The 16,363-nt window shown below is 60.3% G+C and carries 19 protein-coding genes; 8 read left to right on the top strand and 11 right to left on the bottom strand.

Features of this window, described 5'->3' with window-relative positions; genetic code table 11:
- The first annotated feature begins 56 nt into the window (after positions 1–56).
- Entirely contained in the window at positions 57–236 is a 180-nt protein-coding gene (locus HQ912_RS02850; RefSeq protein WP_173406450.1) for a hypothetical protein, read from the top strand.
- 202 nt (positions 237–438) lie between these two features.
- Here HQ912_RS02850 and HQ912_RS02845 read toward each other — a convergent pair whose 3' ends face one another.
- Positions 439–879, bottom strand: coding sequence for a hypothetical protein (locus HQ912_RS02845; RefSeq protein WP_076383353.1), 441 nt, complete (start codon positions 877–879; stop codon positions 439–441).
- On the opposite strand from HQ912_RS02845, the gene trmL reads away from it, so the two are divergent.
- Positions 878–1,333: a tRNA (uridine(34)/cytosine(34)/5-carboxymethylaminomethyluridine(34)-2'-O)-methyltransferase TrmL gene (gene trmL / locus HQ912_RS02840; protein WP_047226911.1), complete on the top strand. Its 456-nt coding sequence runs from the start codon at positions 878–880 to the stop codon at positions 1,331–1,333. The two genes, HQ912_RS02845 and trmL, sit on opposite strands and share 2 nt — an antisense overlap.
- Before the next feature lie 139 nt (positions 1,334–1,472).
- Here the strand turns inward: trmL and secB are convergent, their stop codons facing one another.
- Genes secB through HQ912_RS02825 form a run of 3 tightly spaced genes read right to left on the bottom strand, consistent with a single transcriptional unit; the run spans position 1,473 to position 2,663 of the window.
- Positions 1,473–1,955, bottom strand: coding sequence for a protein-export chaperone SecB (gene secB / locus HQ912_RS02835; protein ID WP_047226910.1), 483 nt, complete (start codon positions 1,953–1,955; stop codon positions 1,473–1,475).
- Positions 1,956–1,993: 38 nt separating this feature from the next.
- Entirely contained in the window at positions 1,994–2,248 is a 255-nt protein-coding gene (gene grxC / locus HQ912_RS02830; protein WP_047226909.1) for a glutaredoxin 3, read from the bottom strand.
- A 1-nt stretch (position 2,249) separates the two neighbouring features.
- Positions 2,250–2,663, bottom strand: coding sequence for a rhodanese-like domain-containing protein (locus tag HQ912_RS02825; RefSeq protein ID WP_047226908.1), 414 nt, complete (start codon positions 2,661–2,663; stop codon positions 2,250–2,252).
- A gap of 152 nt (positions 2,664–2,815) precedes the next feature.
- Here HQ912_RS02825 and gpmI point away from each other — a divergent pair, with 152 nt between their 5' ends.
- The 4 genes from gpmI to HQ912_RS02805 all read left to right on the top strand — a co-directional run bounded on the left by gpmI (position 2,816) and on the right by HQ912_RS02805 (position 7,983).
- Positions 2,816–4,345, top strand: coding sequence for a 2,3-bisphosphoglycerate-independent phosphoglycerate mutase (gpmI, locus tag HQ912_RS02820; RefSeq protein ID WP_076383352.1), 1,530 nt, complete (start codon positions 2,816–2,818; stop codon positions 4,343–4,345).
- A 215-nt stretch (positions 4,346–4,560) separates the two neighbouring features.
- Entirely contained in the window at positions 4,561–5,847 is a 1,287-nt protein-coding gene (locus HQ912_RS02815; protein WP_047226906.1) for a murein hydrolase activator EnvC family protein, read from the top strand.
- Positions 5,848–5,879: 32 nt separating this feature from the next.
- The gene (locus tag HQ912_RS02810; RefSeq protein WP_047226905.1) at positions 5,880–7,196 is read left to right on the top strand and encodes a S41 family peptidase; all 1,317 of its coding nucleotides are present in this window, start codon (positions 5,880–5,882) and stop codon (positions 7,194–7,196) included.
- 1 nt (position 7,197) lies between these two features.
- On the top strand, positions 7,198–7,983 hold the full coding sequence (locus HQ912_RS02805; RefSeq protein ID WP_047226904.1) for a divergent polysaccharide deacetylase family protein: 786 nt from the start codon (positions 7,198–7,200) through the stop codon (positions 7,981–7,983).
- Positions 7,984–8,112: 129 nt separating this feature from the next.
- Here HQ912_RS02805 and HQ912_RS02800 read toward each other — a convergent pair whose 3' ends face one another.
- Entirely contained in the window at positions 8,113–8,868 is a 756-nt protein-coding gene (locus tag HQ912_RS02800) for a substrate-binding periplasmic protein (RefSeq protein WP_076383350.1), read from the bottom strand.
- A gap of 216 nt (positions 8,869–9,084) precedes the next feature.
- Here HQ912_RS02800 and HQ912_RS02795 point away from each other — a divergent pair, with 216 nt between their 5' ends.
- The gene (locus HQ912_RS02795) at positions 9,085–10,596 is read left to right on the top strand and encodes a trypsin-like serine peptidase (protein ID WP_173406449.1); all 1,512 of its coding nucleotides are present in this window, start codon (positions 9,085–9,087) and stop codon (positions 10,594–10,596) included.
- Positions 10,597–10,625: 29 nt separating this feature from the next.
- Here the strand turns inward: HQ912_RS02795 and hisF are convergent, their stop codons facing one another.
- The 6 genes from hisF to HQ912_RS02765 form a co-directional block, all read right to left on the bottom strand.
- Positions 10,626–11,396, bottom strand: coding sequence for an imidazole glycerol phosphate synthase subunit HisF (gene hisF / locus HQ912_RS02790; RefSeq protein ID WP_047226901.1), 771 nt, complete (start codon positions 11,394–11,396; stop codon positions 10,626–10,628).
- A 9-nt stretch (positions 11,397–11,405) separates the two neighbouring features.
- Positions 11,406–12,143 (bottom strand): 1-(5-phosphoribosyl)-5-[(5-phosphoribosylamino)methylideneamino]imidazole-4-carboxamide isomerase, encoded by a 738-nt coding sequence (hisA, locus tag HQ912_RS02785; RefSeq protein WP_047226900.1) that lies wholly within the window; start codon positions 12,141–12,143, stop codon positions 11,406–11,408.
- Positions 12,144–12,185: 42 nt separating this feature from the next.
- Positions 12,186–12,440 carry a DUF2164 domain-containing protein gene (locus tag HQ912_RS02780; protein ID WP_047226899.1) on the bottom strand — a complete coding sequence of 85 codons (255 nt, stop codon included), beginning with the start codon at positions 12,438–12,440 and terminating at the stop codon, positions 12,186–12,188.
- Positions 12,440–13,078: an imidazole glycerol phosphate synthase subunit HisH gene (gene hisH / locus HQ912_RS02775; RefSeq protein WP_047226898.1), complete on the bottom strand. Its 639-nt coding sequence runs from the start codon at positions 13,076–13,078 to the stop codon at positions 12,440–12,442. Before hisH ends, HQ912_RS02780 begins: the two co-directional genes overlap by 1 nt.
- On the bottom strand, positions 13,078–13,671 hold the full coding sequence (hisB, locus tag HQ912_RS02770) for an imidazoleglycerol-phosphate dehydratase HisB (RefSeq protein ID WP_003186751.1): 594 nt from the start codon (positions 13,669–13,671) through the stop codon (positions 13,078–13,080). Before hisB ends, hisH begins: the two co-directional genes overlap by 1 nt.
- A gap of 273 nt (positions 13,672–13,944) precedes the next feature.
- Positions 13,945–15,606: an OFA family MFS transporter gene (locus HQ912_RS02765; RefSeq protein WP_047226897.1), complete on the bottom strand. Its 1,662-nt coding sequence runs from the start codon at positions 15,604–15,606 to the stop codon at positions 13,945–13,947.
- 261 nt (positions 15,607–15,867) lie between these two features.
- Between HQ912_RS02765 and panM the strand changes: the two genes are divergently transcribed.
- Positions 15,868–16,266, top strand: a complete 399-nt coding sequence (gene panM, locus HQ912_RS02760; RefSeq protein ID WP_047226896.1) for an aspartate 1-decarboxylase autocleavage activator PanM — start codon at positions 15,868–15,870, stop codon at positions 16,264–16,266.
- Positions 16,267–16,363: the final 97 nt, after the last annotated feature.

The raw sequence follows: 16,363 nt of genomic DNA, 5'->3' as shown, positions 1-16,363 counted from the left end.
CGGTGTCGCGACTATCTTGTGGGAGCGAGCCTGCTCGCGATGCTTTTGAAGGCTTGATGCACCGCATCGATGCACTGAGAACCGCAATGGCACATGCGCCCCCCCGTCAAAACCAATCAGCCCAACTCGAAGAAACCGCACAAACAAAAGCAAAAGCCCCGAAATACGGGGCTTTGCGCATCATCAGCAGATTTTTTGTGACAAGCCATTTAAAACTGGCACGCCCCCTGCAATAACTCAATCACTACCCAGTTTCGGGGACCTTGGTACAGGCAGGCCGGGGATTCCCCATTTTATATCGGGCTCATCGAGCCCACTGTTTTGGGGGCCTTGATACAGGCAGGTCAAGGTTTCCCTTCTTTACACCTGGGCTGCGCGTTTAACGCAAGCCCCTCCCGTTTGGGGACCTTGGTACAGGCAGGCCGGGGATTCCCTCTTTTATTGCTCTTGGAGACGGATCTCCAGCCGCCAGCGGTCATCGACCTCGCTACCGGCCCACTCCCCCCGCAATGGACGCGCCGCCACCAGCGTCAGCAACAACCCTTTGTCACTCAAACGCACCCGCCAGTTCACGTCCTTGCCATTGAGTTTGAGCTGGCCCTTCTGCGGACGGCCCTCTGCCTGGAGCAACAGCGCCACTGAGCCGTCGATGATTTCCCCGTGCAGCTTGGGCTCGTTGTTGAACCAGGCCACCAGCGTCCCGTCGATCACTTCGACCTGTTGCAGCACGCTCGGCTCGGGCGTGGTCAGGCGACCGATCATCAGGCCGACCATCAGACCGAAGATCGCCAAAGACCCCATCACTCGAGGTAATAGCTTCGAACGCTGATCGGTTTGCGGCGTAGAATGCCGCTCATCTTTATCTGCGGAGCCGTGCATGTTTCACGTCATCCTTTTTCAACCGGAAATTCCGCCGAACACCGGCAACGTCATCAGGCTGTGCGCCAACAGCGGCTGCCACCTGCATCTGATCGAACCACTGGGCTTCGAGATGGACGACAAGCGCCTGCGCCGTGCCGGTCTCGACTACCACGAGTATGCCACCCTGCAACGCCATGCCGATCTCGCCAGCTGTCTGGAGAGCCTGGGGCATCCGCGCTTGTTTGCCTTCACCACCAAGGGGTCGAGGCCATTCCATGATGCCAGCTTCGTCGCGGGCGATGCGTTCCTGTTCGGCCCGGAAAGCCGTGGCCTGCCGGCCGAGGTACTGGACGCCCTGCCCGCCGACCAGCGTCTGCGCCTGCCGATGCGCGAAGGCTGTCGCAGCCTGAACCTGTCCAACACCGTGGCAGTGGCCGTTTACGAGGCCTGGCGGCAGAACGGTTTCCGGTAACCCTGGCCAGAAACTTCTGTGGGAGCGAGCCTGCTCGCGATAGCGCTGTACCAGTCAACTCAATACTGACTGACATGACGCTATCGCGAGCAGGCTCGCTCCCACAGGTTTATACCTTGTGCTACAGCCGCGATACCGCTTACTGAACGGTCGCGGCGCCTTCTTGCTGCATGCGCTGCAGTTCTTGCGCGTACAGGGCATCGAAGTTCACCGGGGCCAGCATCAGGGCCGGGAACGAACCGCGGGTCACCAGGCTGTCCAGAGTTTCGCGGGCGTACGGGAACAGGATGTTGGGGCAGAAGGCACCCAGGGTGTGGCTCATCGAAGCGGCATCCAGGTTCTTGATCAGGAAGATCCCGGCTTGCTGCACTTCGGCAATGAACGCCACTTCGTCACCGTTCTTCACGGTCACCGACAGGGTCAGCACCACTTCGTGGAAATCATCTTCCAGGGCTTTCTGGCGAGTGTTCAGGTCCAGGCCTACGCTCGGCTCCCACTGCTGGCGAAAGATCGCCGGGCTTTTCGGGGCTTCGAAGGACAGGTCACGCACATAAATACGCTGCAAGGAGAATTGCGGTGCGGTTTCTTCTTCGCTGGCAGCTGTGTTCTGTTGGTCAGTCATCGCAGATCCTTCTTACTTTCAGGTTCTTAGTGGGGAATTCAGGCCTTGAGCATCGCATCGAGCTTGCCGGCGCGATCCAGGGCAAACAGATCATCGCAACCGCCCACGTGGGTGCTGCCGATCCAGATCTGCGGCACGGAGGTACGTCCGGCCTTTTGAGTCATTTCGGCGCGCAGTTGCGGCTTGCCGTCGACCTTGATCTCTTCGAAAGCCACACCTTTGTTCTTGAGCAGGAACTTGGCTCGGGAGCAATAGGGGCAGTAATCGCTGGAATAGACAACAACGTGGGTCATATCACTTCACCAGGGGCAGATTGTCGGCTTTCCAGCTTGCAACGCCACCGGACAGTTTGGCGGCGGTAAAGCCGGACTTCATCAGCTCGCGGGCATGAGTACCTGCGTGCTGGCCCTGAGCATCCACCAGGATCAGCGTCTTGGCCTTGTGTTTTTCCAGTTCACCGATACGAGCGATCAGTTTGTCCTGGGGAATGTTCACCGCGCCGACAATGTGACCAGCGGCGAAATCCTTGCTCGGGCGGATGTCTACCACCACGCCGGTGTCCTTGTTGACCAGTGCCGTCAGCTCGCCAGTACTGAGGCTGCGACCGCCGCCCTGCATCGTATGGGCAACCAGCAACGCCAGCAGTACGACGAAGATACCGACGAGAAGGTAGTGGTTAGTGGCAAATTCAATCAGGTGAGCAACCATCGAAGGAGGTTCCAGGGCGTTAAAATGTCGGCCAGTATACACAGCACACAAGGCCGGCCAAACCCCGCCCGGCGGTGACGGCACCGGAACTTACCTTTAAACTGCCCGTCCCTTTTCCATCGCCTTCTTTTAATCAGCCACGAGTGGATTCCATGACTACCACGCCTAAACCTTTGGTCCTGATGATTCTCGACGGCTTCGGTCACAGTGACAGCCACGAATCCAATGCCGTGTACGCGGCCCGCAAGCCTGTGCTGGACCGTCTGTGGGCCACCGTGCCGAACGGCCTGATCTCCGGCAGCGGCATGGACGTCGGCCTGCCCGACGGACAGATGGGCAACTCCGAAGTCGGCCACATGAACCTCGGCGCGGGCCGCGTGGTGTATCAGGACTTCACCCGCGTGACCAAAGCGATCCGCGACGGCGAATTCTTTGAAAACCCGACCATCTGCGCTGCTGTGGATAAAGCCGTAGCTGCTGGCAAAGCCGTGCACTTCATGGGTCTGCTGTCCGATGGCGGCGTGCACAGCCATCAGGACCACCTGATCGCCATGGCCGAACTGGCCTTCAAGCGCGGTGCCGAAAAAATCTACCTGCACGCGTTCCTCGATGGCCGCGACACTCCACCAAAAAGCGCCACTTCGTCGATCGAACTGCTCGACAGCACCTTCCAGGCTCTCGGCAAGGGCCGTATCGCCAGCATCGTCGGCCGTTACTACGCCATGGACCGCGATAACCGCTGGGACCGGGTGTCCCAGGCCTACAACCTGATCGTCGACGGCAACGCCGAGTTCAACGCCGCCACGGCCCAGGAAGGCCTGCAAGCCGCCTACGAGCGGGGTGAAAGCGACGAATTCGTCAAGGCCACCACCATCGGTGAACCGGTCAAAGTCGAGGACGGCGATGCCGTGGTGTTCATGAACTTCCGCGCCGACCGTGCCCGCGAGCTGACCCGCGTGTTTGTCGAAGACGATTTCAAGGAGTTCGAACGCGCCCGCCAGCCGAAACTGGCCGGCTTCGTGATGCTGACCCAATACGCCGCCAGCATCCCCGCGCCGTCGGCCTTCGCCGCCGGCAGCCTGGAAAACGTGCTGGGCGACTACCTGGCGAAGAACGGCAAGACCCAACTGCGCATCGCTGAAACCGAGAAGTATGCCCACGTGACGTTCTTCTTCTCCGGTGGCCGTGAAGAGCCCTTCCCCGGCGAAGAACGCATCCTGATCCCGTCGCCGAAAGTCGCCACCTATGACCTGCAACCGGAGATGAGCGCACCGGAGGTCACCGACCGCATCGTCGATGCCATCGAGCACCAGCGCTACGACGTGATCGTGGTCAACTACGCCAACGGCGACATGGTCGGCCACAGCGGGGTGTTCGACGCCGCGGTCAAAGCGGTGGAATGCCTGGACACCTGCGTCGGGCGCATCGTCGAGGCGCTGGAAAAAGTCGGCGGTGAAGCGCTGATCACCGCCGACCACGGGAATGTCGAGCAGATGTCCGACGAGTCCACCGGCCAGGCCCACACCGCCCACACCACCGAGCCGGTGCCATTTATCTATGTCGGCAAGCGTGACTTCAAGGTCCGCGATGGCGGCGTACTGGCTGACGTGGCGCCGACGATGCTGATGTTGCTGGGGATGGAGAAGCCGGCGGAGATGACCGGGACGTCGATCCTGGTCTGACCCAACACTTACCAATGTGGGAGCGAGCCTGCTCGCGATAGCGGTATTACAGTCAACATCTATGTTGGATGTTATGGCCTCATCGCGAGCAGGCTCGCTCCCACAGGGTCAAGGTGTTTTTTGGGCCAGTTATCACACAGCCCCAAATGGGCGTTTTTTTTGCAGCGTGGGGCGGGCATACTAGGCCGTCCCTTTCCCTGGTGTCGCCCGCCTCTATGCTTCGCGTTCTGATAGCCCTCGCTCTGACCTGCCTGCTCCAACCGGCCTTCGCTGACGAGCGCGCACAAACCCAACAGCAGTTGGACGCCACGCGTCAGGACATTGCCGAGCTGAAAAAGCTGCTGGGCAAGTTGCAGGAAGAGAAGTCCGGCGTGCAGAAAGATCTGCGCGGTACCGAGACCGAGATGGGCAAGCTGGAAAAGCAGGTCGACGCCCTGCAACAAGAGCTGAAGAAAAGTGAATCCGAGTTGCAGCGACTCGATACGGAGAAAAAAAAACTCCAGAGCGCGCGCACTGAACAGCAAAAGCTGATCGCCATCCAGGCCCGCGCGGCCTACCAGAACGGCCGTCAGGAGTACCTCAAGCTGTTGCTCAACCAGCAGAACCCCGAGAAATTCGCTCGCACACTCACGTACTACGATTACCTGAGCCAGGCACGCCTGGAGCAACTCAAGAGCTTTAACGAAACCCTGCGCCAGCTGGCCAATGTCGAAAAAGAGATTGAATTGCAGCAGGCCCAGTTGCTGGTGCAGAAAAGCAGCCTCGACACCCAGCGCGAAGAACTCGAGAAGGTTCGCAAGGAGCGTCAGGTCGCCCTGGCCAAGCTCAATGAGGACGTGAAGGCCCGCGACAGCAAGCTCAAGGCTCGCGAGCAGGACCAGGCTCAACTGGCAAAAGTCTTGAAGACCATCGAAGAAACCCTGGCACGCCAGGCTCGAGAGGCGGAAGAAGCGCGCCAGAAGGCGCTGATCGCCCAGCAGGAAGCCGAAAAAAAGCGCTTGCGTGAGGCCCAGGCCGACGCCAGCGATGCACCGCGCAAACCTGCCCGATCAAGCCCTGGCCCCCTGGTTTCGGCAGGGGGTGAAACCTTCGGCGGCGCCTTTGCTTCGGCACGGGGCAAACTTCCATGGCCGGTCAATGGTCGATTGCTTGCACGCTTCGGCCAAACCCGCGGCGATGATACCCGCACCAAATGGGACGGCGTGATGATCAGCGCCACTGCCGGCAGCCAGGTGCATGCCGTGCATGGCGGTCGTGTGGTGTTCGCCGACTGGCTTCGCGGCGCCGGCCTGCTGGTGATCCTGGATCATGGTAACGGCTATTTGAGCCTGTACGGCCATAACCAGACGCTGCTCAAGGCGGCCGGCGATGTGGTCAAGGCCGGCGAGTCCATCTCTACGGTTGGTAACAGTGGCGGGCAGGATACGCCAGCGCTGTATTTCGCTATTCGTCAGCAGGGTCGCCCCAGTGACCCGACCCAATGGTGTCGTGCGCAAGGATAAGCGCGCCCATCCAACTCAGGAGTTCGTTCGACATGCTGCATTTGTCCCGCCTCACCTCGCTGGCCCTGACGATCGCCCTGGTGATCGGTGCGCCCCTGGCGTTCGCCGCTGAACCGGCCCCCTCGTCGACCGCCGCTACGGCCGCGACCACCAAGGCCCCGCTGCCGCTGGACGAACTGCGCACCTTTGCCGAAGTCATGGACCGGATCAAGGCCGCCTACGTGGAACCGGTGGACGACAAGCTGCTGCTGGAGAACGCCATCAAGGGCATGCTCAGCAACCTTGACCCCCACTCGGCCTACCTGGGGCCGGAAGATTTCGCCGAGCTGCAGGAAAGCACCAGCGGCGAGTTCGGCGGCCTGGGCATCGAGGTCGGCAGCGAAGACGGCTTCGTCAAAGTGGTTTCGCCCATCGACGACACGCCTGCTTCCAAGGCCGGCATCCAGGCCGGTGACTTCATCGTCAAGATCAACGGCCAGCCGACTCGCGGCCAGAGCATGACCGAAGCCGTGGACAAGATGCGCGGCAAGATCGGCCAGAAGATTACCCTGACCCTGGTGCGCGATGGCGGCACGCCGTTCGACGTGACCCTGACCCGCGCGATCATCCAGGTCAAAAGCGTGAAGAGCCAGTTGCTGGAGTCGGGCTACGGCTACATCCGCATCACCCAGTTCCAGGTCAAGACCGGCGAAGAAGTCGCCAAGGCCCTGGCCAAGCTGCGCAAGGACAACGGCAAGAAGCTCAACGGCATGGTCCTGGACCTGCGTAACAACCCCGGCGGCGTGCTGCAATCGGCCGTGGAGGTGGTGGACCATTTCATCACCAAGGGCCTGATCGTCTACACCAAGGGCCGCATCGCCAATTCCGAGCTGCGCTTTTCGGCCACCGGCAACGACCTGAGCGAAGCCGTGCCGCTGGTGGTACTGATCAACGGTGGCAGCGCTTCGGCATCGGAAATCGTCGCCGGCGCCCTGCAGGACCAGAAACGCGGTGTCGTCATGGGCACCACCAGTTTTGGCAAAGGCTCGGTGCAGACCGTCTTGCCGCTCAACAATGACCGCGCCCTGAAGATCACTACTGCGCTGTACTACACCCCTAACGGCCGATCCATCCAGGCCCAGGGCATCGTCCCGGACATCGAGGTGCGCAAGGCCAAGATCACCAGCGAGCAGGACAGCGAGTACTTCAAGGAAGCTGACTTGCAGGGTCACTTGGGCAATGGCAACGGCGGCGCCGACAAACCGACCGGTTCCGGCGCCAAGGCCAAGCCCATGCCGCAGGATGATGATTATCAGTTGGCTCAGGCCCTGAGCCTGCTCAAAGGACTGAACATCACCTCCGGCCGCTGAGATGGGCCTGCGCTTCATCCTGGTGGGCCTGGTGTGCTGCCTGGCTGGCGCGGCCTTTGCCGCGCCCGCCACACCGGCACCGGCACCGCACAAGGCCTACCTGAGCCTGATCATCGATGACCTGGGGCAGAACCTGCCCCGGGATCGCCGCGTGCTGGCCCTGCCCGGCCCGGTCACTGCGGCGATCATGCCCGACACGCCACACGCTGCCGAACTCGCCCGCGAAGCCCATCGCGCCGGCAAGGTCGTCATGCTGCACATGCCCATGGACCCGGCCACCGGGCCGTTCGCCTGGCATCCGGAACTGCCCCTTGAAGAGTTGGGAAAACGCCTCGACGCCGCATTCGCCGCCGTGCCCTTCACCAGCGGGATCAATAACCACATGGGCAGCCGCATGACTTCCCAGCCGCGGGCCATGGCGTGGTTGATGGCGAACTTGCAGCAGCGACACAAGTTCTTTGTCGACAGCCGCACCAGCGCCCAGACAGTCGCCGCCGCCGAGGCGCAAAAAATCGGCCTCGCCAGCGTGTCACGCGATGTGTTCCTGGACGATGAGCGCACCGAAGCGGCCATCGCCCATCAGCTTCAGGTCGCCATAGAGCTGGCTCGCCAGCAGGGTTCTGCGGTGATGATTGGCCATCCCTATCCGCAGACCCTGGCCGTGCTCGAACGCGAACTGCCCAGGCTCAAGGCCCAGGGCATCGAATGGATCGACATCAAGTCGATGATCAGCTTGCGCAGCAATCGGGCGATGGCTGGGCATGGCAAAGATGGGGTTTATCGGTAGCGGTTAAACCGCGCCGCCGCTATCGCGAGCAGGCTCGCTCCCACAGGGTCTCGGGTTGTTCGCAAGTCATGTGCCCACCGCAGATCCAGTGTGGGAGCGAGCCTGCTCGCGATGGCGGTGGCGCAGTCTTCAGAGATACCGCGCCATGATCGCGTCCACCGCACCTTCCTTGCGCAGTTCATCCAGGGCCGCTTGAAGGCGGGCGACCACGTCGTCGGGCACGTTTTTGTTCAACGCCAGGTACAACTCGGCACTGTTGAACCGTAGCACGGTCTTGAGATCGCTCACCCCTTCCTCACGCGCCAGATAGCGCCCGGCCGGATCCCCGGTGGCCCACAGATCGATTTGACCATTGACCAGCTTCCTGGCGTTGTCCTGATCGCGCAACACGACAATCGGGTTCAGCCCTTGCTTGGCCAAGGTCTCGGCAATCGCGTCACCCTTGTAAGCCCCGATCCTGTATTGACGCGCCTGCTCCAACGAGTCCAGGGAAATCTTGCTGTCAGCCTTGGCGAGCATGATCCAGTCGTCCGGGCCAATCGGGCCGACCCATTTGAAGAGCTTTTCACGCTCGGGCAATCGCGCCGTGACAAACACGCCGTACCCGGGATTATCCAGGGCCAGTTTATAAATTCGCTCCCACGGGAAACGCAGTGTCAGGCTGTAGCTGATATCGGCACGTTTGAATATCTCGCGGACAATATCCACCGCGATGCCATTGATGTTCTCGTCCTGAGCGAAGTTTTTGCCATTCTTGGCCATGTTGTAGGGCGGGAAGTTTTCCGTCAGCAACACCAGGCCGACGTCACGGCGATCTTGAGCTTGTGCCCCGTTGACGAACAACAAAGAGGCACTGGCAATAACCAAAAGAATGCGTCTGAACATGTCTGCTACCCGAATCCATGGCGTGCCCAAGAGTGCCTCGGGCCTGCGAGCATGTCCACAGCCCTTTGCTGCCCAGGCGGCTCAACGACTCAAAATATAAAACAGCACTCTCACCGTTGAGGTAACTATTTACCGCCAACCGTCAGCCCCTACCTGATTAATTGGAGAACACCGGCCACTGCCGGTTTTCATTCAACTAACCAAAGGTACTACTCGATGAAATCGATCTCCTTTCTGCTGACCGGCCTGCTCTGCTCGCTGAGTTTGCAGGGTATCGCCCACAGCCAGGACTTTGGCGAAGGCATGCAAAATTTTACGGCCTCTAAGGTCCTTGAAAACGCGGATGGATCACACAACCACTGGCGGGGCGTCGGACGCCTGTTTATCGACGGCTCTTGTACCGCGACGCTCCTCGACACTCAGGATGCCTCGGTACCCCAACCAACACCCGCCTATGTACTCACTTCAGGACACTGTATCGAAAAAGGCAACGGCAACATCGTGACGGATAAACCGGTCAGCGGGGTCATGCAGTTCGATTACTTCGCCGACACCGAGTTATTCAAAACCTACGCGCTGAAAAAGGTGGCATGGCGCAGTATGCAAGGCGTTGATCTGGCGATCATAGAATTGGACGTCAGCCTTCAGAAACTCATTGAGGAAGGTATACAGCCCCTGGAGCTGGCCCGACAAAAGCCTGCCGACGGGACTGATGTGCTGATCGTGAGTGCCCCGCAGGGTTTCGACAAAGCCACATTGCGCATGGCTGCCTGCACTTTGCAGCCTGCTCGGGAAATAGTGGAAGGCCCATGGGTGTGGCGAAACAACGTGATGACGCGCTGTCAGGATATAGCCGGCGGCAGTTCAGGGGGGCCGATTCTTGATCGTTACTCCAACGAGATAATAGGCGTAATAGGCACCGGTAACCTGGCGGCCGGTTTCGCTCCATGCGACGAACATGCACCCTGTACGCGGGTTGGGGATGTCTATAAGGCCATTCCCAAAAACGTTTATGGGAACCCGACGATCTTTCTCAATGGATGCTTTGTACAAGGCCACATTGCCAATGAGGCAACTTCCTCTTGTCCGCTTTATCCAGCGTTTACCGTGAGTGCTGATGCCAACGAGCCCGCAAGGTACAAGAGGCTCAAAAAACGGGATGACGGGACGATGGAAATTCCGACATGGGATTACCATTTCTCCATCAGCACCGCTTTTTATCGCCACAAGACCGTGCGCACTGCGAAGGACTGCGAAAGTGGCCATTATTACAGCGACGCAATAAGTTCTAACGACGCGTTTATCAACAGCGAGATCGGCGCCCAGCCCGGTTTCTATTTCCTTTGCATTCTTGGCGTTGATTCCGCGACTCAAGGAGCGCAGGTCGGACTCATCAAGAATGGACTGTCCCTTGTGGTGGAAGTCCTTGATGACACGCCGACGGCGCAGCCTGATTTGTCGATCAGTAGCGGAGTCGGCGTGGAGCTGGCACGCGGTAGCGAGTACCGGACCTACGCCGTCAAATTTGGCCCGCTGGACACCACAGATTGCTCAAGGGATGAGCAGTATCTGACCCACACCTACATGGATTTCTGGTTTCCGGATGCAGAACTGCCGCTGAAATTCTGCACAATCGCCTACGACAAATCAGGCCAGGCATCCGAGCCGAGGATTGACGTACTGAGCCCTGCGACAGGGGCGCAGAACACACCCCCCGTCGCCCCCTGAGGTGAGCATCGGGGCTCGGTTGTGCGCGCTTATCGAATGACGATTCCGCGCTGCGCCATGTAAGCCTTGGCTTCCGGCACGGTGTATTCGCCGAAGTGGAAAATGCTCGCCGCCAGTACCGCACTGGCATGGCCTTCAAGGATGCCATCGGCCAGGTGCTGCAGGTTGCCGACGCCGCCGGAGGCGATGACCGGAATGCCCAAGGCATCGCTGATGGCGCGGGTGACGCCCAGGTCGAAACCGTTTTTCATGCCGTCCTGGTCCATGCTGGTCAGCAAGATCTCACCGGCCCCCAGGCCTTCCATCTTCTTCGCCCATTCCACGGCGTCCAGGCCGGTGGGTTTGCGCCCACCGTGGGTGAAGATCTCCCAGCGCGGGGTTTCGCCCGGGCCGGACACTTTCTTGGCATCGATGGCCACGACAATGCACTGCGAACCAAAACGCTGGGCCGCTTCGCCGACGAATTCCGGGTTGAACACCGCGGCGGTGTTGATCGACACCTTGTCCGCACCGGCGTTGAGCAGGTTGCGGATGTCCTGCACGGTGCGCACGCCACCGCCCACGGTCAGCGGGATGAACACCTGGCTGGCCATGCGCTCGACGGTATGCAGCGTGGTATCGCGGCCGTCGACGCTGGCCGTGATGTCGAGGAAGGTAATCTCGTCCGCGCCCTGCTCGTCATAGCGACGGGCGATTTCCACCGGGTCGCCGGCGTCGCGGATGTTCTCGAACTTGACGCCCTTGACCACCCGGCCGTTGTCCACGTCCAGGCAAGGGATGATGCGTTTGGCCAGCGCCATGGTCAGTCCTCAGCCTTTGTAGGAATCGCAGAAGGCCTGGGCCTCAGCGACATCCAGCGTGCCTTCGTAGATCGCGCGACCGGTGATCGCGCCGATGATGCCTGGCGCCTTGGCGTCGAGCAGCGCCTTGATGTCGCCCAGGTTATGGATACCGCCGGAGGCGATCACCGGAATCTTCGTGGCGGCGGCCAGGGCGGCGGTGAACGGAACGTTGCAACCCTGCATCATGCCGTCTTTGGCGATGTCGGTGTACACGATGGCAGACACCCCGTCGGCCTCGAAACGCTTGGCCAGGTCAATCACCTGCACGGTGCTGACTTCAGCCCAACCGTCAGTGGCGACGAAACCGTCCTTGGCATCCAGGCCAACGATGACCTTGCCCGGGAAGGCGCGGCAAGCTTCAGCGACAAACGCCGGGTCTTTCACTGCCTTGGTGCCGATGATCACATAGCTCACGCCAGCCTTGACGTAGTGTTCGATGGTTTCCAGCGAGCGGATACCGCCGCCGATCTGGATCGGCAGGTTCGGGTAGCGCTTGGCAATGGCTGTGACCACTTCGCCGTTCACCGGCTGCCCTTCGAAGGCACCGTTCAGGTCAACCAGATGCAGGCGACGGCAGCCACCCTCCACCCACTTGGCGGCCATGCTCACCGGGTCATCGGAGAACACCGTGGAGTCTTCCATCCGGCCCTGACGCAGACGTACGCAAGCGCCGTCCTTGAGATCGATAGCGGGGATAATCAGCATCTGGCAAACCTTCAAATTCGAATGTTCAGCTTGGCTCGGAAATCAGTTTTTCTCGAGCGCCCACAAGTCGCTTTCGATACTTTCGAACCTTTCTTTAAGGTGCGTCTGCACATCGAAAATCGCCCTGTTGTAATAGTGCGGAGCAATTTCGCGGGTAAACAGCTCAAGAATTTCCGCCGCCTCGAACGAACCCAGGTCCAGTTCGAAACGATCCTCCATGAACCGTTGGATCTTGAGGTTCGCCTCACTTTCCTGCTCGGGCGTGAGGGTGAGGATCGGCGGTTTCTTGCGGGCCATTACCAGCGCCCGTCCCACGCGGCGAAGTTCTGCAGCAACTGCAGGCCATGGGTATGGCTCTTCTCCGGATGGAACTGCACGGCGAAGCGCGAACCGTCGGCCAGGGCCGCGGCGAAGTCGACGCCATAGTGACCGCCGCCCACCACCTGCCGGGCGTTACCGGCCGCGATGTAGTAGCTGTGCACGAAGTAGAAGCGCGCCAGGTCCGGAATGTTGTGCCACAGCGGGTGATCCACCGTCTGCTTCACCTCGTTCCAGCCCATGTGCGGGACTTTCAGGTGCTCGCCGTCTTCGTGCAGATCCTTGCCGAAAAACTTCACCTGGCCTGGAAACATCGCGATGCAATCGACGCCGTCGTTCTCCTCGCTGCTCTCGAGCAAGGCCTGCATGCCCACGCAAATGCCAAGGAACGGACGATCCTGACTGACTTCATGCACAAGCGAATCGAAGCCCAGGCGACGGATCTCGGCCATGCAGTCACGAATCGCACCAACACCGGGAAAGACCACCCGGTCGGCTTCGCGAATCACGTCGGCATCGCTGGTGATCAGTACCTTGCCGGCGCCCACGTGCTCGAGGGCCTTGGCCACCGAGTGCAGGTTGCCCATGCCGTAATCGATAACCGCGACCGTCTGCATTACAGGACGCCCTTGGTGGAGGGCATTTGCCCGGCCATGCGGTCATCGAGCTCCACGGCCATGCGCAGCGCGCGGCCGAAAGCCTTGAACACGGTTTCGATCTGGTGGTGGGTGTTGTGCCCGCGCAGGTTGTCGATGTGCAGGGTCACATTGGCGTGGTTGACGAAGCCCTGGAAAAATTCCTGGAACAGGTCCACGTCGAAGCCGCCAACGGTGGCACGGGTGTACGGCACATGCATTTGCAGGCCCGGACGACCGGAGAAGTCGATGACCACACGCGACAGTGCCTCATCGAGCGGCACGTAGGCGTGGCCGTAGCGACGGATGCCTTTCTTGTCGCCGATGGCTTTGGTGAAGGCCTGCCCCAGGGTGATACCGACGTCTTCCACCGTGTGGTGGTCGTCGATGTGCAGGTCGCCCTTGCTGACGATATCCAGGTCGATCAGCCCATGACGGGCGATCTGGTCCAGCATGTGCTCAAGAAAAGGCACGCCGATATCAAACCGGGCCTTTCCGGTGCCATCCAGGTTGATCGAGGCTTTGATCTGGGTTTCCAGAGTGTCGCGCTCGACAGACGCCTTACGTTCGGCCATCACCAGCTCCGCAAAATCATTGGGCGAAAAAGGCAGCCATTATAGGGGCGCGAGCGGCAAACAGAAACACGGGAGGTGATATCCCTGACGGGTTGTCGGCGATAGACATGTCCGTACAAGCAATTGTGGCCATCACCCAAAACAAATGTGGGAGCGAGCCTGCTCGCGATAGCGGTGGATCAGCCGACAATGATGCCGGCTGACCCTCCCTCATCGCGAGCAGGCTCGCTCCCACAAGATTCGCCCTCACCCCAGCGGGTTCGGGCTAGCGCATTACTGGAACAACACCGCCGTCTTCTGCAGGGTTACCCAGACACCCCACGCCAACGGAATGCCCACCACCAACCAGGCGGCGATCGCCAAAGGCTTGGTGCCCGGCGCGGCTTTCCACTCCAGCGAAGTGGTGCTGTCAGCGCCCTTGTCATGGCCCAGTGCCTGTTCGGCGGCCAGTTCGGCGTCGGTCATGAAGTACTTGTCGGCGACCGGACGAACCATCAGGTTGCACAGGAAGCCCAGCACCAGCAGGCCGGCGAGGATGTACAAGGTGATGTCATAGGCCGCAGCGCGTTCAACGCCGATGCTCAACTGATATTCACGCAGGTAGTTCACCAGTACCGGACCCAGCACGCCTGCCGCGGCCCAGGCGGTCAACAGCCGACCGTGGATCGCGCCGACCATTTGCGTACCGAACAGGTCCGCCAGGTAGGCCGGCACGGTGGCAAAACCGCCGCCGTACATCGACAGGATGATGCAGAACGCCGCCACGAACAGCGCGACGCTGCCCAGATGACCCAGGTTCGGGATCAGCGCGTACAGGGCAAAGCCCAGGGCGAAGAACACGAAGTAGGTGTTCTTGCGACCCAGGTAATCCGAGCAGGATGCCCAGAAGAACCGCCCACCGATGTTGAACAGGCTCAGTAGACCAGTGAAACCGGCCGCAATGGCCGCGATCTGACCCAGTTGCGCAGCATCCAACTGACCGAAAGGCAAGTCATTGCCGAGCAACTTGCCGCCGAACACTTCCTGCAACAGTGGCGATGCCATGCCGATGATGCCGATACCGGCGGATACGTTCAGGCACAGCACCAGCCATACCAGACGGAACTGCGGGGTTTTCCAGGCCACGTTCACGTGAACGTGACGATGGGTGATCATCGCGTTCGCAGCTTTCTTCGGTGCAGGGGTCCAGCCTTCAGGCTTCCAGCCGGTCGGCGGGACGCGGTACGACAGGGCGCCACCGACCATGAACACGAAGTAGATCGCGGCCATGACCAGGAAGCTTTGCCATACGCCCACTTCAGTCGGCGAAGAGAAATGGCTCATCAGCGCTGCAGCCAGCGGTGCACCTACCATCGCGCCGCCGCCGAAGCCCATGATCGCCATGCCGGTGGCCATGCCACGCTTGTCCGGGAACCACTTGATCAGCGTCGAAACCGGGGAGATGTAGCCCAGCCCCAAGCCGATACCACCGATTACCCCGGAGCCGACCCACATCAGCCATATCTGGTGAGTGTAAATACCCAGCGCGGAAATCAGCAGACCGCCGCACCAGCACAAGGCCGATACAACGCCAGCCTTACGTGGCCCGGCGTGTTCCAGCCAGCCGCCCCAGATGGCTGCCGAGCAACCCAGGAAGATGAAGAACAGGGTGTAGATCCAGCCGAGCATCGAGATCGGCCAGTCACATTGGGATGAAAAGACTTGTGCGATGAAGCTCATGTCCGGTGCACAGGCTACAGGCTTGGTGACGCCCAGTGCCTTGGACAACGGCAACCAGAACACCGAAAAGCCGTAGGCCATGCCGATGCAAAGGTGGATGGCCAGTGCGGCCGGTGGAACCAGCCACCGGTTGAATCCGGGCTTGGCGATAATGCGTTCCTTGGAGAGGAACGCAGGCTGGGCGGCAAAGCCGTCCGCCGTGATGCTCGTGCTCATTATGTATCCCCCAGTTATTGGTATGGCTCGCCAGCCATGCATCACCCTCAGCCTTATTGCACGCAAAGCGCGACTGTATTTTCTGGTGAAGCTTCATTTTGGTGCGACATTGAGTCGCAGAAGGACGGGCGAACGGGTAAAGGTTACCATTTGCTTATGACAGAAAAGCCAAAGTGCTATCACCTTTTTTACATCTTCTGTCTTATCGCGCCATTGCACGTTTTCTGTAGGGCGTGAATCGTTTATTTTTCAGGAATTTATATGCCCATCGTTGTCGAGCAGTTGAATGACGCCACCTGTCGGGACCGGCAGGACCTGCACAAAATCTACCAGGATGCCCCGGCCTGGCTGTTCGAGCCGTTCACTGACGGCACACAATTGATACACAAATGCCTGGAGGACGGCGCGTTGATCGCAGCCCGCTTCAATGACCGGTTGCTCGGTGCCGCACGGCTGCAACGGCACCAGGACGTCTGGCACTTGTCCCAAATGTGCGTGCGAAACGTCACCCGTCGTCGTGGGGTGGCGGAACGATTGGTCAGCGAAGCCCGGAAAATGGCTACGCAACACGGTGCCGAACTGAAGCTCTTGGCCCCATCCGGTCATCTGGAAGCCCAGGCGCTGGCGGCCAAATTGAAACTGGCACTGGAGCAGGCCTAGATCCGGGAGCTCAGCGCGGCCCTCGCCACGGTTCCATGGCCCACAGGCCTGTCAGAAAGAACGATCACCCAACGCGCCATCAGGTCAGGGCGTTATA

This window comes from Pseudomonas sp. MPDS, from assembly GCF_013283895.1.
In the GTDB taxonomy this organism is placed as follows: domain Bacteria; phylum Pseudomonadota; class Gammaproteobacteria; order Pseudomonadales; family Pseudomonadaceae; genus Aquipseudomonas; species Aquipseudomonas rhizophila.
Note: the sequence above shows the minus strand (reverse complement) of the source record. Positions and strands in the feature narration are given on the sequence as shown.

Excerpts from the sequence above, each read along its gene's own strand:
- HQ912_RS02850 (WP_173406450.1), top strand. The coding sequence starts at position 57 with ATGCACCGCATCGATGCACTGAGAACCGCAATGGCACATGCGCCCCCC.
- trmL (WP_047226911.1), top strand. The coding sequence starts at position 878 with ATGTTTCACGTCATCCTTTTTCAACCGGAAATTCCGCCGAACACCGGC.
- HQ912_RS02845 (WP_076383353.1), bottom strand. The coding sequence starts at position 879 with ATGCACGGCTCCGCAGATAAAGATGAGCGGCATTCTACGCCGCAAACC.
- secB (WP_047226910.1), bottom strand. The coding sequence starts at position 1,955 with ATGACTGACCAACAGAACACAGCTGCCAGCGAAGAAGAAACCGCACCG.
- grxC (WP_047226909.1), bottom strand. The coding sequence starts at position 2,248 with ATGACCCACGTTGTTGTCTATTCCAGCGATTACTGCCCCTATTGCTCC.
- HQ912_RS02825 (WP_047226908.1), bottom strand. The coding sequence starts at position 2,663 with ATGGTTGCTCACCTGATTGAATTTGCCACTAACCACTACCTTCTCGTC.
- gpmI (WP_076383352.1), top strand. The coding sequence starts at position 2,816 with ATGACTACCACGCCTAAACCTTTGGTCCTGATGATTCTCGACGGCTTC.
- HQ912_RS02815 (WP_047226906.1), top strand. The coding sequence starts at position 4,561 with ATGCTTCGCGTTCTGATAGCCCTCGCTCTGACCTGCCTGCTCCAACCG.
- HQ912_RS02810 (WP_047226905.1), top strand. The coding sequence starts at position 5,880 with ATGCTGCATTTGTCCCGCCTCACCTCGCTGGCCCTGACGATCGCCCTG.
- HQ912_RS02805 (WP_047226904.1), top strand. The coding sequence starts at position 7,198 with ATGGGCCTGCGCTTCATCCTGGTGGGCCTGGTGTGCTGCCTGGCTGGC.
- HQ912_RS02800 (WP_076383350.1), bottom strand. The coding sequence starts at position 8,868 with ATGTTCAGACGCATTCTTTTGGTTATTGCCAGTGCCTCTTTGTTGTTC.
- HQ912_RS02795 (WP_173406449.1), top strand. The coding sequence starts at position 9,085 with ATGAAATCGATCTCCTTTCTGCTGACCGGCCTGCTCTGCTCGCTGAGT.
- hisF (WP_047226901.1), bottom strand. The coding sequence starts at position 11,396 with ATGGCGCTGGCCAAACGCATCATCCCTTGCCTGGACGTGGACAACGGC.
- hisA (WP_047226900.1), bottom strand. The coding sequence starts at position 12,143 with ATGCTGATTATCCCCGCTATCGATCTCAAGGACGGCGCTTGCGTACGT.
- HQ912_RS02780 (WP_047226899.1), bottom strand. The coding sequence starts at position 12,440 with ATGGCCCGCAAGAAACCGCCGATCCTCACCCTCACGCCCGAGCAGGAA.
- hisH (WP_047226898.1), bottom strand. The coding sequence starts at position 13,078 with ATGCAGACGGTCGCGGTTATCGATTACGGCATGGGCAACCTGCACTCG.
- hisB (WP_003186751.1), bottom strand. The coding sequence starts at position 13,671 with ATGGCCGAACGTAAGGCGTCTGTCGAGCGCGACACTCTGGAAACCCAG.
- HQ912_RS02765 (WP_047226897.1), bottom strand. The coding sequence starts at position 15,606 with ATGAGCACGAGCATCACGGCGGACGGCTTTGCCGCCCAGCCTGCGTTC.
- panM (WP_047226896.1), top strand. The coding sequence starts at position 15,868 with ATGCCCATCGTTGTCGAGCAGTTGAATGACGCCACCTGTCGGGACCGG.